At 65.8% G+C, this 21,711-nt stretch carries 19 protein-coding genes; 8 read left to right on the forward strand and 11 right to left on the reverse strand.

Translation table 11 applies throughout. The features are described from left to right. Positions 1-93: 93 nt before the first annotated feature. Both P0R31_RS21455 and P0R31_RS21460 read right to left on the reverse strand, forming a co-directional pair. The gene (locus tag P0R31_RS21455; protein WP_275516116.1) at positions 94-981 is read right to left on the reverse strand and encodes a TauD/TfdA dioxygenase family protein; all 888 of its coding nucleotides are present in this window, start codon (positions 979-981) and stop codon (positions 94-96) included. A 96-nt stretch (positions 982-1,077) separates the two neighbouring features. After that, the gene (locus tag P0R31_RS21460; protein ID WP_275516118.1) at positions 1,078-1,857 is read right to left on the reverse strand and encodes an SDR family NAD(P)-dependent oxidoreductase; all 780 of its coding nucleotides are present in this window, start codon (positions 1,855-1,857) and stop codon (positions 1,078-1,080) included. 100 nt (positions 1,858-1,957) lie between these two features. Here P0R31_RS21460 and P0R31_RS21465 point away from each other — a divergent pair, with 100 nt between their 5' ends. Next, positions 1,958-2,695: an SDR family NAD(P)-dependent oxidoreductase gene (locus P0R31_RS21465; RefSeq protein ID WP_275516121.1), complete on the forward strand. Its 738-nt coding sequence runs from the start codon at positions 1,958-1,960 to the stop codon at positions 2,693-2,695. 64 nt (positions 2,696-2,759) lie between these two features. Further along, positions 2,760-3,134 carry a CsbD family protein gene (locus P0R31_RS21470; protein WP_275516122.1) on the forward strand — a complete coding sequence of 125 codons (375 nt, stop codon included), beginning with the start codon at positions 2,760-2,762 and terminating at the stop codon, positions 3,132-3,134. Positions 3,135-3,258: 124 nt separating this feature from the next. Here the strand turns inward: P0R31_RS21470 and P0R31_RS21475 are convergent, their stop codons facing one another. Together P0R31_RS21475 and P0R31_RS21480 are read right to left on the reverse strand one after the other, a co-directional pair. Beyond that, the gene (locus P0R31_RS21475; RefSeq protein ID WP_275516124.1) at positions 3,259-4,989 is read right to left on the reverse strand and encodes an SGNH/GDSL hydrolase family protein; all 1,731 of its coding nucleotides are present in this window, start codon (positions 4,987-4,989) and stop codon (positions 3,259-3,261) included. A gap of 171 nt (positions 4,990-5,160) precedes the next feature. Then, complete coding sequence (locus tag P0R31_RS21480) at positions 5,161-6,543, reverse strand: lytic murein transglycosylase (protein ID WP_275516275.1); 1,383 nt, start codon at positions 6,541-6,543, stop codon at positions 5,161-5,163. Positions 6,544-6,751: 208 nt separating this feature from the next. Here P0R31_RS21480 and galU point away from each other — a divergent pair, with 208 nt between their 5' ends. Continuing rightward, entirely contained in the window at positions 6,752-7,627 is an 876-nt protein-coding gene (galU, locus tag P0R31_RS21485) for a UTP--glucose-1-phosphate uridylyltransferase GalU (RefSeq protein WP_275516125.1), read from the forward strand. A gap of 121 nt (positions 7,628-7,748) precedes the next feature. Here galU and P0R31_RS21490 read toward each other — a convergent pair whose 3' ends face one another. Beyond that, the gene (locus P0R31_RS21490; RefSeq protein WP_275516126.1) at positions 7,749-9,245 is read right to left on the reverse strand and encodes a sensor domain-containing diguanylate cyclase; all 1,497 of its coding nucleotides are present in this window, start codon (positions 9,243-9,245) and stop codon (positions 7,749-7,751) included. Between the two features lie 146 nt (positions 9,246-9,391). Here P0R31_RS21490 and P0R31_RS21495 point away from each other — a divergent pair, with 146 nt between their 5' ends. Further along, positions 9,392-9,655 carry a DUF7662 domain-containing protein gene (locus P0R31_RS21495; RefSeq protein WP_275516127.1) on the forward strand — a complete coding sequence of 88 codons (264 nt, stop codon included), beginning with the start codon at positions 9,392-9,394 and terminating at the stop codon, positions 9,653-9,655. A 50-nt stretch (positions 9,656-9,705) separates the two neighbouring features. Here P0R31_RS21495 and P0R31_RS21500 read toward each other — a convergent pair whose 3' ends face one another. Both P0R31_RS21500 and P0R31_RS21505 read right to left on the reverse strand, forming a co-directional pair. Continuing rightward, complete coding sequence (locus P0R31_RS21500) at positions 9,706-12,582, reverse strand: EAL domain-containing protein (protein WP_275516128.1); 2,877 nt, start codon at positions 12,580-12,582, stop codon at positions 9,706-9,708. 153 nt (positions 12,583-12,735) lie between these two features. After that, positions 12,736-13,734 carry an NAD(P)H-quinone oxidoreductase gene (locus P0R31_RS21505; RefSeq protein ID WP_275516130.1) on the reverse strand — a complete coding sequence of 333 codons (999 nt, stop codon included), beginning with the start codon at positions 13,732-13,734 and terminating at the stop codon, positions 12,736-12,738. A 118-nt stretch (positions 13,735-13,852) separates the two neighbouring features. On the opposite strand from P0R31_RS21505, the gene P0R31_RS21510 reads away from it, so the two are divergent. Further along, complete coding sequence (locus P0R31_RS21510) at positions 13,853-14,044, forward strand: DUF1192 domain-containing protein (protein ID WP_275516131.1); 192 nt, start codon at positions 13,853-13,855, stop codon at positions 14,042-14,044. 601 nt (positions 14,045-14,645) lie between these two features. Further along, on the forward strand, positions 14,646-15,155 hold the full coding sequence (locus P0R31_RS21515) for a DUF1465 family protein (RefSeq protein ID WP_275516132.1): 510 nt from the start codon (positions 14,646-14,648) through the stop codon (positions 15,153-15,155). Positions 15,156-15,317: 162 nt separating this feature from the next. On the opposite strand, the gene rpmE is transcribed toward P0R31_RS21515, so the two are convergent. Further along, positions 15,318-15,545, reverse strand: coding sequence for a 50S ribosomal protein L31 (gene rpmE / locus P0R31_RS21520; RefSeq protein WP_027573780.1), 228 nt, complete (start codon positions 15,543-15,545; stop codon positions 15,318-15,320). Positions 15,546-15,742: 197 nt separating this feature from the next. On the opposite strand from rpmE, the gene P0R31_RS21525 reads away from it, so the two are divergent. Further along, complete coding sequence (locus tag P0R31_RS21525; protein WP_275516133.1) at positions 15,743-17,593, forward strand: ABC transporter ATP-binding protein/permease; 1,851 nt, start codon at positions 15,743-15,745, stop codon at positions 17,591-17,593. Between the two features lie 31 nt (positions 17,594-17,624). On the opposite strand, the gene P0R31_RS21530 is transcribed toward P0R31_RS21525, so the two are convergent. The 3 genes from P0R31_RS21530 to P0R31_RS21540 all read right to left on the reverse strand — a co-directional run bounded on the left by P0R31_RS21530 (position 17,625) and on the right by P0R31_RS21540 (position 20,371). Then, a complete protein-coding gene (locus P0R31_RS21530; RefSeq protein ID WP_275516134.1) occupies positions 17,625-18,065 on the reverse strand; it encodes a GNAT family N-acetyltransferase in 441 nt (146 codons plus the stop codon). Between the two features lie 114 nt (positions 18,066-18,179). Next, positions 18,180-19,208 (reverse strand): peptidoglycan -binding protein, encoded by a 1,029-nt coding sequence (locus tag P0R31_RS21535; protein WP_275516135.1) that lies wholly within the window; start codon positions 19,206-19,208, stop codon positions 18,180-18,182. Between the two features lie 149 nt (positions 19,209-19,357). Then, entirely contained in the window at positions 19,358-20,371 is a 1,014-nt protein-coding gene (locus P0R31_RS21540; protein WP_157283737.1) for a flagellar motor protein MotA, read from the reverse strand. Positions 20,372-20,539: 168 nt separating this feature from the next. Between P0R31_RS21540 and P0R31_RS21545 the strand changes: the two genes are divergently transcribed. After that, positions 20,540-21,559, forward strand: coding sequence for an SAM-dependent methyltransferase (locus P0R31_RS21545; protein WP_275516137.1), 1,020 nt, complete (start codon positions 20,540-20,542; stop codon positions 21,557-21,559). Positions 21,560-21,711 lie beyond the last annotated feature (152 nt).

Raw genomic sequence — 21,711 nt, forward strand, 5'->3', positions numbered from 1 at the left:
GACGGAATTTGTCGAGACGCTGTCGCCCTCAATATCGTCGTACCTGCTTCCGTATCGTCCCTCTTGCTCGGGACGACGGCGGTGGACTGGCGTCTACTCCGCCGCCTGCTGCTGCACCGTCGGCTCCGTTCCCGCCACCGTCGCGCGGCGCATGTCGCGGGGCTGGGACTGGTCGTAGCGGCGGACGCGGTGCATGGTCTGGCGGTTGTCCCACATCACGAGGTCATGCAGCTTCCATTTGTGCACGTAGACAAACTCAGGCTGCGTGGCGTGCTCGGTCAGATCGCGCAGCAGCAGCCGCCCCTCGGGCATGCTCATGCCGACGACCTTGCCGGCATGCGATGACAGATACAGCGACTTGCGGCGATGCACGGGATGCGTGCGCACCAGCCGTTGCAGCACCGGCTTGAACATCTCCTTCTCTTCGTCGGTGTATTCGGTGAAGCCGAGCGATCCCCGCGAATACATCAACGAGTGCTCGCAGACGAGATCCTCTATCTCCGCCTTGGTCTCATCGTCGAGCGCGTCATAGGCCGCGCGCATGTCGGCGAACTCGGTATTGCCACCCTTCGGGTTCACCACCCGCGCCGACAGCAGCGAGAATTTTGCCGGGATGGGACGGAACGAGCTGTCGGAATGCCACAGGCAATTGCCAAGATTGAACAGATGCGCGCGGCTGTCCTTCGCCAGCGGCTTGCCGTCCTTGCCGAGATTGGACACATCGTTCAGGCCTGATTGCAGCCGGTAATCCTTTTCCTTCGTTACCGTGCCGCCGCGCGCGTCCTCGCGCTGGCCGAAGTTCAGCGCGAAGGCCATCTGCTGCTCGTCGGTGATGTCCTGATCGTGGAAGACGAGCACCGCGTATTTGTCCATGGCGGCCTCGATCTCGCGCGCCTGATCCGGCGTGAGCGGATTGCGCAAGTCGAGGCCGGACACCTCGCCGACGAAATGTTTCTGAAGCTGCCGGATGGCGATGGTCATGGCGTTCCTCCCGCATTGACGAGCGGTTTCCCCGCTCTGTTTGTTGAAAAAATGACTCCCGCATCCGGCGATGTCAACGCGCCGCGCGCATGGCTCTCACGCGTTCCGCGCCATCAGCCCGCCATCGACCGGGATCACCGCGCCGGTGAGGAAGGACGCCGCCGGCAGGCATAGGCTCAGCGTCATATGCGCGACCTCTTCAGGGTCGCCGTAACGGCCGAGTGCGGTGCGGCGCTTGGCGTAGATGGTCTTGTGCTCCTCGGGAATGCGGTCGGTGATTTTTGTGCGGATCGGTCCGGGGCAGATGCAGTTGACGGTGATGCCCTCGCGGCCGAGCTCCACGGCCAGCGAGCGCGTGAGGCTCGCAACGCCACCCTTCGCGGCCGAATAGGGGCTGTGCAACGCGGTGGCGCCGAGCGCCTCGGTCGAGGCGATGTTGACGATGCGCGGGCTCTTCGACTTGCGCAAGTAGGGCAGCGCGGCGCGGATGATGCGAGGGTGCGCCGTCAGCATCACGGCGATGCCCTTCGCCCAGGCGTCCTCGTAGGCCTCATCGTCGATCGCGACGCGCAACGAGATGCCGGCATTGTTGACCACGATGTCGAGGCCGCCGAAATGCGCGGCGACATCGCCGACCACGCGCTTGATCTCGCCGCCGTCGGCGACGTCGAGCCTCCACGCCCTTGCCGCGCCTCCGCTTGCCGCAATCTCCCTGGCGACGTCCTGCGCGCCTTGCTCGTCGAAATCCGTGACGGCGACGTTCGCACCTTCGTTTCCGAACACGCGCGCGGTGGCGCGCCCCATGCCGCTGGCCGCGCCGGTGACGAGCACGGTGAGGCCCTTCACGGACCGGCTGAGCTCCTTGACGTCGGACATGCTGCTTCCTCGCGTCGAGCTGGTTCTTGTTGTGATTGACAAGGCTGGCATCGATCCGCAGACAGGTCAAACAAGCAGAAAACAAAAGGGGAGGCCGACAATGGCAAACGAGCTCGATTTCTCAGGCAAGCAGGTGCTGGTGGTCGGCGGTTCCAGCGGCATCGGCAACGGCATCGCACAGGCCTTTCGCGCCAAGGGCGCGGCTGTTGCCGTCTGCGGCACGCGTGCTCGCGCAACGGAATATTCAGCCGACGAAGGCTCCGATCTCGAAGGTCTCGCTTACGCGCAGCTCGATGTCGGCAATCCCAATGCCATCGAAGCATTCAGGCCGTCGTTCGACCGTCTCGACATCCTGGTGCTCGCGCAGGGCGCGGTGATCTACCGCCGCGGCGAATTCGAGATGGCGGGTTTCCGCAAGGTCGTCGAGGTCAATCTGATGAGCCTGATGGCCTGCGCGACGCGCTTTCATTCCATGTTGCGGGACGCGAAGGGCGCGCTGATCATCGTGTCCTCGACCGCGGCCTATCATTCCACCATGGGCAATCCCGCCTACAATGCCTCGAAGACCGGTGCGGTCGGATTGACGCGCACGCTGGGCGAAGCCTGGGCCGAGGACGGCATCCGCGTCAACGGCATCGCGCCAGGGCTCGTTGACACCAAGATGACGAAGGTGACGACTGACAACCCGAAGCGGCTCGAAAGCGCGCTCGCCCGCATCCCGCTGCGGCGATTGGGCACGCCGGCCGACATGGCGGGCGCGGCGCTGTTCCTGGCCTCGCCGCTGTCGTCCTACATCATCGGCCAGACGCTGGTCGTCGATGGCGGCCTGATTCTATAGGAGAACCTGAGGAACCGCGCTGCGTCTGATCGGTTACTTCGGCTGACCACCGAGGAGGATCATCATGGACACGGATCGGATTGTTGGATCGGCGAAGGAATATGCCGGACGCGCGGAAGGCGCGATCGGAGACATGGCAGGCGATGCCAAGACGCAGGCGTCGGGCAAGGCGCGGGAAGCCGCGGGCACGGTGCAGAATCTCTACGGCCAGGCCAAGGATGCCGTGCGCGACGCCACGGACACCGCCGCGGGCTATGCCAAGGATGCCTACGAGAACAGTGGTGAGACTTTCCGCGACGGCTCGAAGGCCATTGCGCAGAAGGTGCAGGACAATCCGCTCGGCGCGCTGCTGGTTGCCGGCGGCATCGGCTTCGCGCTGGCGCTGCTGATGTCGCGTCCCGCCCGCCGCCCGCCGTCACGCTGGCGCTATTACAGCTGAGCCACGTCCTAGGTCATTCCGGGGCGCGCCTCTTGGCGCGAGCCCGGAATCCATTCATCAGCGTTGTTGATGCGCGATGGATTCCCGGTTCGCGCTACGCGCGCCCGGGAATGACAACGAAAGATTAGCGGAACATCTCGGCGGAGCGGCCGACGTTAGCCGGCGGACGCGGGATCCCAGGATTGGGATTCGGATTGCGCGGTCCCGGCGCCGGCGCCAGCTGGCGCGGGGCCGGCGGGGGCTGCGGCGAGCCGAAGCCGAAGAAATCACGGAACGAGGGCGTTGCCTGGGCCGGCAGTTGTGGCGGGAGCTGCGGCTTCTTCGGCGCGAGCCTTGGCGGCGCGATCGCGGCGGCCGCGCCCGGTGCGCCTTGAGCCGCCCCGCCGTCCGGCGTCGTTGCCGCCATCGGCGTGTCGCCCTTGGCCTGCTCGCGGCCGACTTCCCGGCGCGGCCAGGCATAATCGTCGGCGCGCCCGGCCGGGGCTGCCAGCGGCTCACCCTTCACCATTGTCTTGGCGGCGAGCGCATCGACGGCGGCGGGACGGGTGCCCGGTCCGCCCAGCAATTGATCGGCCGAGATCGAGGCTGCAACGAGCGGCACGATCGGCCCGGCCAGCGGCCGCGGCGCGGGCTTGCCCGGCTCGGCGCTGGTGTCGGGCGTCGCGGGCTCGCTCGGCAGCGCGATCGGGCCGGAGCGTCCGGCAAGCAGGCGCGTGATCTCGCGCTCGACATAATGCGCGAGCTTGCGCGCGCCGGCCTTGGTGAAATAGATGCCGTCGGAGCTGCGCAGCTGGCGGATCTGGCCTTCGAAGTCCGGGCCCTTCTGCAGGAAGCGGCCGGCTTCGTCGACGAAGCCGTCCCACACGTCGACATAGGTGATGCCGGCCTTGGCCGCGCCCTCACGGTACAGCGAGTCCAGGAACAGCGTGTCCGCGGTGCCCTTCGGTCCCCGGACTGCGGGCAGGCCGACCCAGAGCACCGGCACGCCCTTGGTTTTGAGGACGGCCGCAAGCTCCTCGATCTTCTTGCCGTAGAGCTCGACCCAGCGCTCGTCACGGAATTCGTAGAGGCCGTTCGGATTGCGCGCGGTCTTTTCCGGCGCGGCCGCCGGTGTGTCGGCATTGTCGGCGTCGTCCTGCGGCAGATCGGCGTCGGCAGGCTTGTCGTCCGGCTTGGCGGCGCTGTCGCCGGGCTTGCTCTCGCCGGGTTTGGCATCGCCCGGCTTGGCCGGCGGCTTGGCGCGCGCACCCTTGTCGTTCTTCTTGTCCTTGTCCTTTTCCGCGGCCGGCTTGTCGGGTTTGTCGGCGGCCGGCTCGCGGATCGCGACGCGGTCGTTGAGGCCGAGCATGACGACGATCACGTCGGGCTTTTCGGTCTCGAGAATGCCCTTGGCCGCCGCGGCCCAGTCCGCGGGCTCGCCCTTGGGCTGATACCTGATCAGGCCGGACGTGGTCTTGTGCTTGCGGATCACGCCCATGTCGGGCTGCTCGGCGTAGGCGTCTTCGAGGCCATAGGCGAGCCAGTCGGCCATGGCATCGCCGATCACCAGCACGTTCTTCTCAGGAATGGTGTCGCGCTTGGCCGGTGCCGGCGCACGCGAAAAATCCTGGCGCGGCGCCTGCGGCGGCGGCTGGAATGGTGCGAAGAAGTCGCCGCCGAACCATCCGCCACCTCCGCCGCCGCCCCGTGGTGGCGGTGGTGGGGCCGAACGCTGCGGCGGACCGCCGAAGCCGGGGAAGTTGAAGAACTGCGCCGAAGCGGGTGCAGCCACCGACACCAGGATCGCAAGCGCCGTCCCCAGCGCGATCAACGGGCCGGTCTCGGTCAGCGCCTTGAACAGGGACTTCTTCGACATGCGATCTCGGGCACGCGCAATGGGGGATCGGAGCTAGCTCGATATAATAACGGAATCGGGCGCCAAACGGGCAAATTCCATCGCAGATTCTTGTCCATAGACCGGGGAACAACCGCCGGCGTCAAGGCTATCAGCCAAAATCCCCGTTCAAGGTTACTTCAGGGGCGATTTTTACCGCCCGCGCAACCGGTCCAGCACGTCGGAGGAGGCAAAACCGTCGGCGGGCGCGCCGATCGAGGCCTGGAAGTTGCGCAGGGCCTCCCTGGTCATGCCGCCGAACTGGCCGTCCGGGGTGCCCTTGTAGTAGCCGCGCTGGGCCAGCAGCTGCTGCAGCTCCAGCCGTTCGGTGCGGGACAGCTCGCGCTCCTGCCGCGGCCAGGGCTGCACGAAGGGCTGTCCCCCGCGCAGGCGGTCGGCGAAATGGCCGATCGCCAGCGCATAGGCTTCGGCCGGGTTGTACTTCATGATGACGCGATAATTCTGCAGCATCAGGAAGCCGGGCCCTTGGGCGCCGGCGGGTGCCAGCAGGTAAGCTTTCTCCGACGGCTGCGGGAAGGGCTGGTTGTTCGGACGCTTGAGCCCGAGCTTCTCCCATTGCGCGATCGGCATCGCCTTGGCGCGGTCAGCCAGCATGTAGTTGAAGCCTTGCGGCACCACGACCTCGTAGCCCCAGGTCTGGCCGGGCTGCCAGCCGTCCTTCTTCAGATTGTTGGCGGTCGAGGCGATCAGGTCGGTCGGATTGTCGACGACGTCGCGCCGGCCGTCGCCGTCGCCGTCCACCGCGAAGCGCTTGAACGCGGTCGGCATGAACTGGGTCGGGCCGAACGCGCCGGCCCAGGAGCCGCGCAACTGCTCCGGACGCAAATCGCCGCGGTTGAGGATCTCCAGCGCGGAGAGGAATTCGTCCTTGAAATAGGCCTGGCGGCGGCCGATGCAGGCGAGCGTCGCGGTCGATTGCAGCACGCTGCGATCGCCGATCTGCGTCGAGTAATTGGACTCGATGCCCCAGATCGAGGCGATGATGTAGCGGTCGACACCGGTGGCCTTCTCAGTGGCGTCGAACTGCGCCTTGTATTTGGCGAGGACCTCGCGGCCCTTGGCGAGGCGGTTGTCGTTCACCAGAATGTCGAGATAGGCCCAGATCGACTTGGTGAATTCCGGCTGCGAATCCATGAGGTCCATGATGCGCAGGTCGGGCGAGAGTCCGGCCGTGAAGCGCTGAAAGTTCTCCTGCGTGACGCCGCGTCGTGCGGCATCGGGCCACATCGCAGCGACGCAATTGCTGAAATTGCCGGCAGCCTCGCGGATCGCGGCGGCCGTCATCAAGGGATGGCCGGAGGCGCCGTCCTCGCCGCTCCACGGCAATGGACCCGTCGGCGCGCCGCTTGGGCCCGGCGAGGGCTGCGCCGGTGCCGGGTTCGATCCGGAGAAGATGCCGCCGAACAGGTTCGACAGGCCGTTCTGCGCCTGAGCGTGCGCGTCAGCCGGCAGCAGCAAAGCGGCCGCAACGACCGCGCCGCCAGCCCGTCTCGCCAGTCCTGCCATTGATTGCATCATGTTCCACCCGTCGGCCTGAAAAACCCGCCACAGGAGGCCTGGTTAGCGTTGCCAATAGCTTAACAAAGGTGAAATTTTGGTGGCGGCCTTTTTCTTAACTCTGTCGGGGCGAGGCCCCACATCCGCCTTTGTTGGCAGCTGCAAACAGGCTAGCAAGGATGCCATTGCTCCCGTCCCATGTGCCCCAAGGTATTCGATCGATCCCATGAAGATTCGCAAAGCCGTATTCCCCGTCGCCGGCCTCGGCACCCGCGTCCTGCCTGCCACCAAGGCGATGCCGAAGGAAATGCTGACCATCGTCGACAAGCCGCTGATCCAATACGTCTATGACGAAGCGAAGGAAGCTGGCATCGAGCACTTCGTCTTCGTCACCGGCCGCAACAAAAATGTCATCGAGGATCATTTCGACCGGATGTTCGAGCTCGACACGACGCTGGCCGCGCGCGGCAAGAAAGCCGAGCAGGACATCCTGGCGCAGAACCAGCCCGAGGCCGGCGCGGTCAGCTTCACCCGCCAGCAGGCGCCGCTCGGCCTCGGCCACGCGGTCTGGTGCGCGCGCGACATCGTCGGCAACGAGCCGTTCGCCGTGGTGCTGCCGGACGAGCTCGTGCTCAACACGCCCGGCTGCCTGAAGCAGATGATCGAGATGGCGTCCTCGCTCGGCGAGAAATCCAATCTGATCGCGGTCGAGGCGGTGCCCGATCACCTGACCCATCAATACGGCATCTGCGGCGTCGGCAAGCGCAACGGCAAGATGTTCGAGGTCGACGGCATGGTCGAGAAGCCGGCCAAGGGCACCGCGCCCTCCAACCTCTCGATCACCGGCCGCTACATCCTGCAGCCGGAGATCTTCAAGATCCTGGAGACCCAGGAGCGCGGCGCCGGCGGCGAGATCCAGCTCACCGACGCCATGATCGGGCTTGCCAAGACGCAGAAATTCTACGGCGTCGAATTCGAAGGCGAGCGCCATGATTGCGGCTCCAAGCCCGGCTTCCTGCGCGCCAACATCGCCTATGGCTTGAAGCGCCCGGAATTGCGCGACGGCCTGATCGCGGAGATGAAGAAGTATCTGGGGCAGTAGCAGGCGCGATCTCTCCACTCGTCATTGCGAGGAGCGAAGCGACGAAGCAATCCATGCTAGCTCTGCGGGGACAGTCTAGATTGCTTCGCTTCGCTCGCAATGACGGCGGCGAGAGAGTTCGTTAGGCCACCAGCGACAGCTGCGGCACGCTCGCCACCACCGACTGGTTGCGCCCGCCGGCCTTGGCGGCGTAGAGCGCCTTGTCGGCGGCGGCAACCAGCAACGGCCAATCCATGCCGGCATCCGGGACCAGGCTGGCGATGCCGCAGGACACCGTCGACATCGCTTGATCGTCGGACCAGCCCTGCACCTTGCGGCGGATCGTCTCCGCCACCTTGAAGGCATCGGCGGCGGAGGTGTTCGGCAGCAGCACGGCGAATTCCTCGCCGCCATAGCGCGCCGCGCAATCCCCGGCGCGGCTCACCGAATCGGAAATGCAGATGGCGATGCCGACCAGCACCTGGTCGCCGGCCTGATGACCGAACGTGTCGTTGTAGGCCTTGAAGTGATCGGTATCGATCATGAGCAGCGCGATCGGCGCCTTCTGGCGCATGGCGCGCCGCCATTCGACGTCGATGACGGAATCGAACTTGCGGCGGTTCTTCAGGCCCGTGAGTGCGTCCGTCGTCGCCAACTCCTCGAGCTTGCGCTCGGCCTCGGCGCGCCGGCCGATCTCGCGCGCGAGCACGAGGGTCGATCCCAGCACGAACAGGATGAGCACCAGCACCACGGCGCCGATGCGGAGCGCCTCCCTTTGCCAGAGCGCGAACACCGCGGCCAAAGGCTTGCCGGCGACCACGAACAGCGGACCATTGTTCTTGCTGCGGACATAGAGCCGCGGCGTCGGATCGACCGGACCCTGTCCCGAATAGGCGGCGCCGACCCTGAGATTGTCGGCCTTCCAGTTCTGACGGTCGTTCAGGTTCGTGCCGATGATGTCGAGATCGAACGGTCGCCGCATGATGATGGTGCGGTCGCGCTTGAGCACGGTGATGGTGTCCTCAGGGTCGAGGTGGAGCCGATCGAACAGCTCGTGGAAATAGCTGAAGCGGATCGAGCCGGCGACGACGCCCATGAAGCCGCCGTCAGCGTCACTGATGCGCCGGCTCAGCACGATCGAGTAGGCGCCGCGAAACAGCATGGGACGGCTGATGAACAGCCCTGCGCCGGGACTGTCCCGGTGAACCCTGAAATAATCCTCCTCGCGGCGGTCCTCGGGCAGGGGATCGAGCGTGGAGGCATCGATGGTCAGCCGGCCCTCGGCGTCGAACACCTGGATGGCGCCGAAATGCTTGGCGGTGGTCGCGTGGTCGAACAGGATCAGGTGACGGATCGACTTGGAGACCGTCGCCAGCTCGGGCAGCAGCATGTTGCTGGCGACCGCCTTCAGCGACAAATCGTAGATCTCGACGTTGCGGCTGACGTCGGACTCGATCGTGGTCGCGAGGTTCTCGAGCGTCTGGCGGGCGAGTGCCTCCTCGCCGCGGCGCATGTCGAGCATGACGTTGACGCAAATGGCGGAAAAGCCGATCACCGTCACCACGGACGAGATGATCAGCAGCTTCGCCGAAATCCGCCACGGCCGGCGGGCCGCAGCGTCGCGCCATCCAGAGAACATTGTTCGCTCCTGTCCATAGTGGATGCGCCCGAAAGCTTGCGTAGTGTTTAAGCCGCGACGGCGCTGCTGCAATGAGTTAAGAATCGGTTTAAGCGGCTGACGGTTTTGAGCAGGCCTGATCTTCGGCCCCGGACGAGAGGACGAGTGTGAACGACTACGACGCGTTGCGCGATTATCTGCTGCGGCAGAAGCAGGAGGAGCTCGTGCTGAGCTTCGAGCAGATCGAGGAGATCATCGGCGCGGCGCTGCCGCGCGCCGCCCAGCGTGCTTCATGGTGGGACAGCCTGCGCAGCCCCGACATCCAGATGCCGCAACGCGAAGCCTGCCTCGCCGCCGGCTTCGTGGCAACGCGCATGCCGGGTGGTCAGAGCGTGCGGTTCAGGAAGCAGAAGGGCGAGCGGCGGCGATAGTATCATAGGGCACGCCGTCCACCCTGCCCTCCAAGGGAGGGTAAGAGAGCCTAGCTCGCCGCTTCCAGCCGCACTTCCGTGAGCAGCCGCATCGCCGCGTCGGCGTCCATCGGCTCGCCGAAGGCAAAGCCTTGCGCGTATTCGCAGCCCATCTGGTAGAGCTCGACGGCGTCGGAATCGGTCTCGGCGCCTTCGGCGACGACGTCCATGCCGAGATCGTGGGCGAGCGCGATGATCGACTTCAGGATCACGGGGCGGGTGCCGCGGCTGCTGGTGCGCACGAACGACTGGTCGATCTTGATGGTGTCGAACGGGAAGCGCTGCAGATAGGCCAGCGAGGAGTGGCCTGTGCCGAAATCGTCGAGCGACAGCCCGGTGCCGAGCTCACGGATCCGGGTCAGCATCTGGGCTGCGTGCTCCGGATTCTCCATCACCAGCGATTCCGTCAGCTCGAGCTTCAGCGTGCCGCGCGCCACCGAGGAGCGCGACAGCACGGTGCGGATGTCGTGGATCAAATCGTGGCGCAGCAGCTGCCGTGACGAGACGTTGACGGAGGCGAAGATCGGCTCGCGCGAGCGCATCGCCCGCTGCCACACCGACAGCTGCTTGGCGGTCTGGTCGAGCACGAACATGCCGAGGTCGACGATCAAGCCGGTCTCTTCGGCGATGGTGATGAATTCGGAGGGCGCCATGCGCCCGAGCTTCGGGTGGTCCCAGCGCGCCAGGGCCTCGAAGCCGGCGATGGAGCGATCCTCCAGCCGCACGATCGGCTGGTACAGGATCGTGATCTCCTGCCGCTCGATGGCGCGGCGCAGTTCGCTCTCCAGCGTCAGGCGGTCGGTCTTGCGCGCCCGCATCGCCGGCTTGTAGACGTCGATGCGGTCGCCGCCGATCCGCTTGGAGTGATACATCGCCAGCTCGGCGTCCTTGATGATCTCGTCCGTGAGCTGGGTTTGCGGATCGGACAGCGCGAGACCGATCGAGGCCGTGAGGAAGATCTCGCGGTCGTTGAAGGCGATCGGCGCGCGGATGGTCTTGCGGATGGTCTCGGCGAAAGCGGTGATGCGGGCCGGGTCCTGCTCCGAGAGCAGGATCAGGCCGAACTGGTCGCCGGCCATCCGGGCCAGCGTGTCCTGCGGCTTCAGGATGCGGGTGAGGCGGCGCGCCAGCGTGAGCAGGATGGAATCGCCGACCGCGATCCCGACGGAATCGTTGACCTGCTTGAAGCGGTCGAGGTCGATCACCATCAGCGTCGGCCGCAGCGTCGGCATGGTCTTGGCGAAATGCGCGACCGCGCCCAGCCGGTCCATGAACAGTTTCCGGTTGGGCAGGCCGGTGAGATTGTCATGCACGGAATCGTGCAGCAGGCGCTCTTCCGCGTTGCGCAGCTCGGTGACGTCGGTCAGCGTGCCGACCACGCGCGAGACCTCGCCGTCCGAGCCGACCACCGGGCGCGCCTTGAGCGCGAACCACATGAAATGACCGTCCGGCGTGCGCAGACGGAAATCCTGCACCAGGCGGCCGCGGCGCTGGTCGAGCACGCTGTCGAGCGCGGCGCGGAAACGGTCCTGGTCGAGCGGATGCAGCACCTCCAACCAGGACGCCGCCGGGCCTTCCAGCGTGCCGCGCTTCAGCCCGAGCAGGGCTTCGGTCTCCGGGCTGGTGAACACCTTGTCGGCGGAGACGTCCCAGTCCCAGATCAGGTCGCCGGAGCCGGCCAGCGCCAAAGCGCGCCGCTCGATGTCGGAGACGACGCCCGTGCTGGCACCGCCGCCGGCAAAGGCGTGCTGCATCACCGTAAAGCCGATCAGCATCACGATCAGCACGAGGCCGCCGAGCAGGGCCGGGCCGACGATGTCGTTGGTGACCGAGCCCGCCACCGTCATGCCGGCCGCGACCACCCAGACCACGAGGAGGAACCAGGTCGGGATCAAGAGCACAGCGCGATCGAAGCCGTGAGTGGAGAGATAGACGATCAGCGCGAAGCCGGCGAAGGCGATCAGCACCAGCGAGATGCGTGCGATGCCGGAAGCCACCGCCGGGTCGAACAGCGCGAGCGCGACCAGTGAGCCGAGGAAGGCGAGCCAGCCGACCGTGATGTGCGAATAGCGCACGTGCCAGCGGCTGAGATTGAGATAGGCGAACAGGAACACCAGGAGTGTCGCCGCCAGGATCGCTTCGCCCGCCGCGCGCCAGATGCGCTCGGCGTTGTTCGACATGTCGAGCACCTTGCCCCAGAAGCCGAAATCGACGCCGATATAAACCAGCACCGCCCAGGCCAGCGCCGCTGCGGCCGGGAACATGATGCTGCCCTTGACCACGAACAGGATGGTCAGCACCAAGGCAAGCAAGCCGGAGATGCCGATCACGATGCCCTGGTAGAGCGTGAAGGAGTTGACCTTGTCCTTGTAGGCTTCCGGCTCCCACAGATAGAGCTGCGGCAGCTTGTCGGTGCGCAGCTCCGCGACGAAGGTGACGACGGCGCCGGGGTCGAGCGTGATGCGGAACACGTCTGCCGTGGCGCTTTCCTGCCGTTCCGGCCGGTCGCCGATCGAGGGCGTGATGGTCGCGATGCGCGACAGGCCGAGGTCGGGCCACAGCAGTCCCGAGGAGACGATGCGGTAATGCGGAGCGACGATCAGGCGGTCGAGCTGGTCGTCGGTGTTGTTGGCGAGCGCGAACACCACCCAGTTCTGTCCGCCCTCGCGGGCCCGCACCTCGATCCGGCGGACGATGCCGTCGGTGCCGGGTGCGGTGGAGACCTGGATACGATCGGCATCGCTGCGCTGATGCTCGAGCACGCCGGTGAGGTCGATCGCGGGCGCGTCGCTACGGACGCTGACGGCGTCGAGCGCGCGCGCGGGATACGCGGCGACAAGAATCATGAGGCCCAGCGCGATGGGCGCGAGGCACCTGATCAGACGCAAGGTCAGTTCTCCGCGTTCGACGCAAACTCGTCAGTGCAAGGCAAATCTAGAAGGCGATTTCAGACCGGACCGATGCGGTTCGGTGCGTCGCGATAGATGCCACGAAAGCGAGGAAAATCAAAGGGTTTCCGGCTTGACCTGTGGGCCGCTGGCCTACGCCTCCAACACAATTTTGCCAATATGTGCGCTCGTTTCCATGCGCCGGTGCGCGTCTGCCGCCTTTTCCAGCGGGAAAGTGCTGTCCATTACCGGCTTGACGCGGCCTTCGCGCAAAAGCGGCATCACTTTCTGCTCGATCGCGGCCACCATCGCCGCCTTGTCCGCATTACTACGGGGGCGCAAGGTCGAGCCGGTATGGGTCAGGCGCTTGACCATGACCTTGGCGATGTTGACGCTGACCTTGGGGCCGTTGAGGGTCGCGATCTGGACGATGCGGCCGTCGACCGCGGCGGCATCATAGTTGCGGTCGACATAGTCGCCGGCGACCATGTCGAGGATCAGGTTGACGCCAACGTTGTTGGTCTCCGCCTTGACCACGGCGACGAAATCTTCGGTCTTGTAGTTGATGGCGCGGTCGGCTCCCAGTTTGAGGCAGGCATCACACTTGTCCTGCGATCCCACGGTGACGAACACTTTCGCACCGAAGGCTTTGGCAAGCTGAATGGCCATGGTGCCGATGCCGGAGGAGCCGCCATGGATCAGCAGCGTCTCGCCGGCCTTGAGGCCTCCGCGCTCGAACACATTGTGCCAGACCGTCATCAGGGTTTCCGGCAGCGCGCCGGCTTCCTTCATCGACAGTGCCGGCGGCACACTCATCGCCTGGGCGTCCTGGGCGATGCAGTACTGCGCATAGCCGCCGCCGGCGACCAGCGACATCACCTTGTCGCCGACCTTGTGCCGCTTGGCGTTGCTGCCGACCGCGACGACTTCGCCCGATATCTCGAGGCCGGGCAGGTCGCTGGCGCCGGGCGGCGGCGGATAGGCGCCGGAGCGCTGCGCCACGTCGGGCCGGTTGACGCCGGCAGCTTTGACCTTGACCAGGATCTCGTCGGGACCGGGCTGAGGAACGCTGCGTTGCTCCGGAACCAGCACCTCCGGTCCGCCGGGCTTGGAGATGGCGACCACGGTCATTTGCGCGGGCAGCTTGTCCATGATGTGTCCTTGAGCAAAGGTGCGGGAGGAAACGAGGCCCTTGCTTAGCCAGCGCGGTGCAGGCTGGCAACCGCCTCAGCCATGTGGTCCGACCCGCGGACGGAGAGGAGGAACGACGATGCCGATCGAAGACGACGACCGTCCGCGCAAGAAGATCAGTCATGAAATTGGGCAGGACCTCTCACTTTTGTCAGTGGAGGAACTGACCGAGCGCGTGGCGCTGCTCAAGACCGAGATCGCAAGACTGGAAGAAGCCGCCAGCAAGAAACGCGCCTCGCGCGATGCGGCGAACAGTATTTTCAAGTCGTAGTGATCGCCACAAGCGACTGTCGTCCCGGACGCGTGGGCCGAACTTTCTCCGCCTCGTCATTCCGGGGCGGCGCGTCAGCGCCGAGCCCGGAATCCATAGCCACAGGCCGCTGAGACGGGCACGCTGATTGTGGCCGGCTACTCCATCCGCCTGTGGTCATGGATTCTCGGATGCGCAATGCGAATCCGAGCTCGCGACTTCATCGCGCCCCGGAATGACGGCCAGAGTTTTGTTCCGCACTCCCACTCGGCCACTGGCCGACATGGCTAACGAAATCCCAAAAAATTAGCTCGTTTACTCCGGATTAAGCTTTCGGGTTTATGACTGGAACTGTCCTCGTTTGGACACCGAGTGGCTCCTGTCCACTCTGTTTGACGCCTCCCTGTTATCAACTTTCAAAGCCGCCGGTCTCCGGCGGCTCTTTTTTTGCGTTCACTGCCTGCTTTCGGCGTCTCATCCCGGTTGCATTCGAAAGGATTGACCCGCGGAAACCATATCCGCGCTTGTCACTGGACTCCGCGTCTTCCCCGCGCAATGATTTGTTCATCATAAGCCGGCGCCAAAGCCGGACAGTCAAACAGTTGCGTAAGAGGCGTTAACCATGGAACGTTTGCAGGCAGACGGCGCGCTCGTTCAGCTCAGCGAGCGATTCACCAATTCTGCGGCGTTCGGGAATTTGTTCCGTGAGGGCATGGACCTCGTCGAGGAGACCGCCGCCTATCTCGACGGCGCCGGCCGCGTCGAGGCCAAGGCGCTCGACCGCGCCGTCAGCCTCACCTATGCGACCGAGAGCATGCGCCTCACCACGCGCCTGATGCAGCTTGCCTCCTGGCTGCTGCTGCACCGTGCGGTCAAGGAAGGCGAGATGACGCTGAGCCAGGCCAATCGCGAGAAGACCAAGGTCAAGCTCACCGCCGCCGATCCCGGTCCCGCCGACACCATCGAGAAGCTGCCCTCCCAGCTTCAGGACCTGATCCATCGCTCGATGAGCCTGCAGACCCGCGTCCGCCGCCTCGACAGCACGATCCACACCCCGCCGGCCGAGCAGGCCGCGATTGGCAACCCGCTGGTGCCGCACCTCAACGCACTGAAGGCCGCGTTCGAGCGGTAAGGTCTATCTGCCGTCATTGCGAGCGAAGCGAAGCAATCCAGAATCCCCCGCAGAGGCAGTCTGGATTGCTTCGTCGCAAGCGCTCCTCGCAATGACGGTGGCCCAAAACAAAAACGCCCCCGGTCTCCCGGGGGCGTTTTCGTGTCCAGCCTTGCGACCGGCTCAATCCTTCTTGAGGAAGCCCGAAAACTTCTTCTGGAAGCGCGAGACGCGGCCGCCGCGGTCCATGATCTGGGCGGAGCCGCCGGTCCAGGCCGGGTGCGACTTCGGGTCGATGTCGAGGTTCAGCGTGTCGCCTTCCTTGCCCCAGGTCGAGCGGGTCAGGTACTCGGTTCCGTCGGTCATGACGACCTTAATCGTATGATAATTCGGATGAATTTCGGCTTTCATGGCAATTCCTCGGCGCTCCGGCGCCTTCTTGGGTGGCTCGCGAATGACGGATTTGGGCGGCTCTATACCTCACGAAACCCCGCAAAACAAGCCATGCCGGCGCGCTGGACCGGGTTTGCCCCTAAGGGACTTCCCGGATTTGCCACTACTCCTGCACCGGCCTATTGGGAGCAGATCAATGCAACGGGTCGGATCTCATGAGCGCAGTGGAACGGCTGGATGACCACGATGTCGAACGGCCCGCAATGAACGCCGCAGACACTCCCTCGATCGAGGCCGAGCTGATCGAAGCGCCGGCCAAGGGCCGCGCCAAGTTGCGGCCGCTGCTCGCGCTCGCGCCTTATGTGATCCGCTATCGCGGCCGGGCGGCGTTGGCCTTCGTCGCGCTCACGATCGCAGCGTTGACCACGCTGCTGGTGCCGGTCGCGGTGCGCAGGATGATCGATTTCGGCCTGACGCCCGAGGGCATCGAGCTGATCAACAGCTACTTCTCGGTGATGCTCGCGGTCGTCGCCGTGCTCGCGATCGCCAGCGCCGCGCGCTACTACCTCGTGATGACGATCGGCGAACGCATCGTCGCCGATCTCCGGCGCGACGTCTTCGCCCATCTATTGTCGCTCTCTCCCGCCTTCTTCGATTCCGCCCGCAGCGGCGAATTGATCTCGCGCCTCACTGCCGACACCACCCAGCTGAAATCGGCCGTCGGCGCCTCCGTCTCGATCGCGCTGCGCAACCTGATGATGTTCCTGGGCGCGACGGCGATGATGGTGATCACGAGCCCGAAGCTGTCGGGCTTCGTGCTGCTCGCCATCCCCCTGATCGTGCTGCCGCTGGTGGCGTTCGGGCGCTGGGTGCGGCGCCTGTCGCGCAATGCGCAGGACACGCTCGCCGACGCCTCCGCCTATGCGGGCGAGCTGGTCGGCGCGATCCGCACCGTGCAGGCCTATACCAGCGAGCGATTTGCCGAGAAGCGCTTCGGCGGCGAGGTCGAGCAGGCCTATGAAGCGGCGCGCACCTCGACCCAGGCCCGCGCCGTGCTGACGGCGATCATCATCTTCATCGTGTTCGCAAGCGTGGTCGCCATCCTCTGGATCGGTTCGCATGACGTGCTCACCGGCGCGATCACGCCGGGCCGGCTCGGCCAGTTCGTGCTGTATGCCGTGTTCGCCGCAGCGGGCCTCGGCCAGCTCAGCGAGGTCTGGGGCGAGGTCTCGGCGGCGTCGGGCGCGGCCGAGCGCCTGTTCGAGATCCTCCACGTCGAGCCCGAGATCACCGCGCCCGCAGCGCCACTTGCGCTGCCGGTGCCGGCGCGCGGCGAGGTCGGCTTCGATCGGGTCAGCTTCGCCTATCCGGCGCGGTCCGATGTCAAGGTGCTCGATGCGGTGTCGTTCACCGTGCGCCCCGGCGAGAAGGTCGCGATCGTCGGTCCCTCCGGCGCCGGCAAGAGCACCATCTTTCATCTGCTGCTGCGCTTCTACGATCCGCGCAGCGGGACGATCTCGCTTGACGGCGTGCCGGTCAGGTCCGCCGACCCCGGCGATTTCCGCGCGCGCATCGCTCTGGTGCCGCAGGAATCCGTGGTGTTCGCCGCGAGCGCCCGCGAGAACATCCGTTTCGGCCGGCCCGATGCGACCGATGCCGAGGTCGAGCGCGCCGCCGAGCTCGCTCATGCCGCCGAATTCATCCGCCGCCTGCCCGAAGGTTTCGAGACCGCGCTCGGCGAGCGCGGCGTGACGCTGTCCGGCGGCCAGCGCCAGCGCATTGCGATCGCACGCGCCATCTTGCGCGACGCGCCATTGTTGCTGCTGGACGAAGCCACCTCCGCGCTCGACGCCGAAAGCGAGACGCTGGTGCAGACCGCGCTGGAAGAGCTGATGCGCCACCGCACCACGCTCGTCATCGCCCACCGCCTCGCCACCGTGCTCTCCTGCGACCGCATCCTGGTGATGGACCAGGGCCGGATCGTCGAGCAGGGCACGCATGCCGAGCTCGTCGCGGCGAACGGGCTCTATGCGCGGCTGGCGCGGCTGCAGTTCGAGGGCGCGTAGACGCCTCACACGGCGGAATGTACCGGGGAACTCAGGCCTTCCACAACATCTTCAGCACCGGCCGGCCCGAGGTCGGGTTCACGTCGTCGCCCGCATGGGCAAAGCCGTTGCGCTCGTAGAAACGGATCGCCCGGGCATTGTCCTTGTTGACGAGCAGCGTGACGCCCGAGGGCGACAGGCGCTTGGCCTCGTCCACCAGCAGCCTTGCCGCGTCGGAGCCCCAATGCGCGGGATCGACGACGAGCTGGTCGAGATAGCCTTCGCCGTCGATGGTGACGAAACCGACCAGCGCGCCGTCCTGCTCCGCCACCACGATCTGGGCCTTCGGCACCAGATCCTTGCGCCAGCGCTCGCGCCACCATTCCAGCCGTGCCGCGAAGTCGATCTGCGGATAGGCCTGCTGCCAGGTGCGATGCCAGAGATCGATCGCCGCGGCCTCGTCCTCGGGCCGATAGGGGCGGAGGTGGATCATCGGTTTACTCTCGTCATGGCCGGGCTTGACCCGGCCATCCATCCACCTCGCAGGAATCTTCCTGATGGATTGCCGGGTCAAGCCCGGCAATGACGAGCTGTGCATCCCTCACCACTACCGCTCCGTCAGCTTCAGCTCGATGCGGCGATTGCGCTTGTAGGCTTCGTCCGTGTTGCCGGTATCGAGCGGCTGGAATTCGCCGAAGCCGGCCGCGACGAGGCGCTGGGCGGGCACGCCGAGCGAGACCAGATATTGCACCACTGAGATCGAGCGCGCCGCGGACAGGTCCCAGTTCGACTTGAAGTTCGCGCCGCTCACCGGCCGCACGTCGGTATGGCCGTCGACGCGCAGCACCCAGGGGATGTCGCTCGGGATCTTCTTGTCGAGCTCGATCAGCGCCGCTGCCAAGGTGTCGAGCTCGGCACGGCCCTCGGGCAGCAGCACCGCCTGGCCGGTGTCGAAGAACACTTCGGACTGGAACACGAAGCGGTCGCCGACGATGCGGATGTCGGGGCGGTTGCCGAGGATGGCGCGCAGCCGGCCGAAGAATTCCGAGCGGTAGCGCGACAATTCCTGCACGCGCTGCGCCAGTGCCACGTTCAGGCGGGAGCCGAGGTCGGCGATGCGGTTCTGCGATTCCTTGTCGCGCTTCTCGGAGGCATCGAGCGCCTCCTCCAGCGCGGCCAACTGCCGGCGCAGCGCGCTGATCTGCTGGTTCAGCACCTCGATCTGCGCCAGCGCCCGCGCCGAGACCGCCTTCTCCGAGTCCAATGCCTTGCCGAGCTCGGCGGTCTTGCCTTGCGCATCGTTGCCGGCGGCCGCCAAGCCGTCATAGAGACCCTTGATGCGGTCGCGCTCGGACTCGGCCGAGGCGAGCCCCGCTTTCAGCGACGAGACCTGGTCGTCCAGGGTGAGCTTGCCGAGCTTCTCCAGCGACAACAGCTCGTTGAGCTGGGCGATCTTGGCATTGAGCTGCTCCAGCGCCTTGTCCTTGCCGGTGACCTCCTGTGAGAGAAAGAACTGCACGACCAGGAATACCGACAGCAGGAACACGATTGACAGCACCAGCGTCGACAGCGCGTCGACGAAGCCGGGCCAGTAGTTGAGACCGCCTTCGCTGCGGCGGGCGCGGGCAAGAGCCATGTCATCCGTCTCCACTCTTGTGTCCCGGACGCGGCTAGCAGCGTGCAACGCTGCTGCGCAGAGCCGGGATCCATCTTGTCCCTGACGCTGGGCCCCGGCTCAGCGATGCATCATTTCATGCTGCGTCGCGTCCCGGGCACAACACCGTCTCAACTCTTCTCGGGCTGGCGCGCGATCCGCTCCAGCAGGCGGCGGATCTCGCGGTTCTGCTCGCCCTGGCCGTCGGCCCATTCGCGGATCATCTGCTGCTCGGTGCGCATGTGCGAGACCAGCGCCTGGATCGCTTCGGCCAGGCTCGCCATCGCCGCCGTGGTGCCGCGGCCGGCGCTGCCTTCCTCGAGCACCGAACGCAAGCGCTCGACCGCCGCCTGAAGCTCGCCGCTGGCGACGCCGCCACCTGAAGCGACAGGCGCCTCGCCGTTGCCATATTCGCGCACGGTGGTGGCGAGCCAGTCTTCGAGATCGGTGTAGAAGCGGTTCTGCGCCTGGCTCGATTGCAGATCGAGGAAGCCGAGGATCAGCGAGCCGGCGAGGCCGAACAGCGAGCTGGAGAAGGAGATGCCCATGCCGCCGAGCGGGGCGGCGAGGCCTTCCTTCAGCGTGTCGAACAGCGCCCCGGAATCGCTCCCGACCTTGAGCCCGTCGATCACCTTGCCCACCGAGCCCACCGTCTCGATCAGGCCCCAGAAGGTGCCGAGCAGGCCGAGGAAGACCAAGAGGCCGGTCATGTAGCGGGAGATGTCGCGGGCCTCGTCCAGGCGGGTCGCGATCGAATCGAGCAGGTGCCGCATCGTGGTCTGGGTGATGGTCATCCGCCCCGAGCGCTCCCCGCCGAGGATCGCCGCCATCGGCGCCAGCAGCTTGGGGTGGCGGGCCGGCGCCAGGCCGGGATCGGCGACGCGGAAATTGTTGACCCAGGAGACTTCGGGATAGAGCCGGATGACCTGGCGGAAGGCCAGGATGATGCCGATGAACAGCACCCCCCCGATCAGGGCGTTGAGCCCGGGATTGGCGAAGAAGGCCTGGACGATCTGCTTGTAGAGCACCACGCTCACCAGCGTGCACAGCACCAGGAAGACCAGCATCCGCACCAGGAAGACGCTGGGCGAGGACAGTTTGGTGTACTCGATGTCCATGGTGGATCGGGAAGTGCCAGACCGCATGCCGGTATCATCCGTTACGTAAAGCTTGCTTGCGGCGCGCACTATGGCACAGCGCCGGCCCAAAAAAAGCGCCGGATGAGCCGATTTCGGGGACACCTCGGGGAACCCGGACCGGAAGCGGCGCTTTGATACGCAGGTCTCTGCAGAAGTTCGCTATTCGGGGGGCGCATGAGCGTCGTTTCCGCGATCATCGGGACTGCCGAGCGCGTGCCGCTGCCGGACGTGGTGATCCGCACCGCGATCCAGCGCCTGTGCTCCCGCATGGCGACGCGCCTGTCCGGGCTGGGCCCCGGCGACGATGCCGCCTTCGCCGGGCGAATGATGCTGCGGCCGATCGCCGAGGGCGCAGCAGCGGGGTTTGACGCGGCGCCTGCATCCTTCTTCGCCGACTTTCTCGGCCCCAACCGTAAATTCTCCTCCTGCTTCTACAAGACCGACGCGACCACCTTGCGGGAGGCGGAGGAGGAGGCGCTGCGCCAGACCGTCGAGCATGCCGGCCTGGCCGACGGCCAGGCCATCCTGGAGCTCGGCTGTGGCTGGGGCTCGCTGTCGCTGTGGATGGCGCGGCAGTTTCCGCGCGCGACCGTGACGGCGGTCGCGGCCTCGCAGGCGCAGCGCGCTTACGTCGAGGAGGAGGCGCGGCTGCGCGGGCTGCTGAATCTGCGCGTGGTCACGGCCGACATGAACGTGTTCGCGCCCGAGGGCCAGTTCGACCGCATCGTCTCGGTCGAGCTGTTCGAGCAGATGAGCAACTGGCGCAAGCTGATGACGCGCGCGCGGTCATGGCTCGCGCCGGAGGGGCGGTTCTTCATGCACGTCGTCACCCACCGGTCCGGCTCGCATCTGCCTGATCCGGCCGATCGTGGCGACTGGATCGCGCAATACGTCTACACGGGCGGGCTGATGCCGAGCCATCACCTCGTCAGGCAGTTCGACGATATCTTTGCCATCGAGAAGGAATGGTGCTGGAGCGGCACGCACTACCAACGCACCGCCAACGACTGGCTGGCCAATTTCGATGCCCATCGCGAGGCCATCGAAGCCTCCTTGCACCGGGTCCACGGCGAGGAGACCGCGCTCTGGATGCGTCGCTGGCGCTGGTTCCTGCTCGCGACCTCGGGCCTGTTCGGTTATGCCGACGGAACGGAATGGGGCGTCAGCCATTACCGGATGAAGGCCGCCGAGTGATTGCGATGTTCGGCCGCAGCACGCGCCGGTGGAACCTCGATTCACAATCAAGTGACACCACAAAAGCCTTCTGATTTCAATATGATAGGCTGTGTGACAATGAGCCGCCCGCGCCATGCGTTGCATCGCAGCAGATGCATTCTATCTTGGCG

Source organism: Bradyrhizobium yuanmingense (assembly GCF_029167105.1).
GTDB lineage: Bacteria > Pseudomonadota > Alphaproteobacteria > Rhizobiales > Xanthobacteraceae > Bradyrhizobium > Bradyrhizobium yuanmingense_A.

Bases quoted from the DNA above. Each gene is read 5' to 3' on its own strand.
- P0R31_RS21455 (WP_275516116.1), bottom strand. From the start codon at position 981: ATGACCATCGCCATCCGGCAGCTTCAGAAACATTTCGTCGGCGAGGTG.
- P0R31_RS21525 (WP_275516133.1), top strand. From the start codon at position 15,743: ATGAGCGCAGTGGAACGGCTGGATGACCACGATGTCGAACGGCCCGCA.
- galU (WP_275516125.1), top strand. From the start codon at position 6,752: ATGAAGATTCGCAAAGCCGTATTCCCCGTCGCCGGCCTCGGCACCCGC.
- P0R31_RS21480 (WP_275516275.1), bottom strand. From the start codon at position 6,543: ATGCAATCAATGGCAGGACTGGCGAGACGGGCTGGCGGCGCGGTCGTT.
- P0R31_RS21475 (WP_275516124.1), bottom strand. From the start codon at position 4,989: ATGTCGAAGAAGTCCCTGTTCAAGGCGCTGACCGAGACCGGCCCGTTG.
- P0R31_RS21460 (WP_275516118.1), bottom strand. From the start codon at position 1,857: ATGTCCGACGTCAAGGAGCTCAGCCGGTCCGTGAAGGGCCTCACCGTG.
- P0R31_RS21530 (WP_275516134.1), bottom strand. From the start codon at position 18,065: ATGATCCACCTCCGCCCCTATCGGCCCGAGGACGAGGCCGCGGCGATC.
- P0R31_RS21465 (WP_275516121.1), top strand. From the start codon at position 1,958: ATGGCAAACGAGCTCGATTTCTCAGGCAAGCAGGTGCTGGTGGTCGGC.
- P0R31_RS21510 (WP_275516131.1), top strand. From the start codon at position 13,853: ATGCCGATCGAAGACGACGACCGTCCGCGCAAGAAGATCAGTCATGAA.
- rpmE (WP_027573780.1), bottom strand. From the start codon at position 15,545: ATGAAAGCCGAAATTCATCCGAATTATCATACGATTAAGGTCGTCATG.
- P0R31_RS21470 (WP_275516122.1), top strand. From the start codon at position 2,760: ATGGACACGGATCGGATTGTTGGATCGGCGAAGGAATATGCCGGACGC.
- P0R31_RS21490 (WP_275516126.1), bottom strand. From the start codon at position 9,245: ATGTTCTCTGGATGGCGCGACGCTGCGGCCCGCCGGCCGTGGCGGATT.
- P0R31_RS21540 (WP_157283737.1), bottom strand. From the start codon at position 20,371: ATGCGGTCTGGCACTTCCCGATCCACCATGGACATCGAGTACACCAAA.
- P0R31_RS21505 (WP_275516130.1), bottom strand. From the start codon at position 13,734: ATGGACAAGCTGCCCGCGCAAATGACCGTGGTCGCCATCTCCAAGCCC.
- P0R31_RS21515 (WP_275516132.1), top strand. From the start codon at position 14,646: ATGGAACGTTTGCAGGCAGACGGCGCGCTCGTTCAGCTCAGCGAGCGA.
- P0R31_RS21545 (WP_275516137.1), top strand. From the start codon at position 20,540: ATGAGCGTCGTTTCCGCGATCATCGGGACTGCCGAGCGCGTGCCGCTG.
- P0R31_RS21535 (WP_275516135.1), bottom strand. From the start codon at position 19,208: ATGGCTCTTGCCCGCGCCCGCCGCAGCGAAGGCGGTCTCAACTACTGG.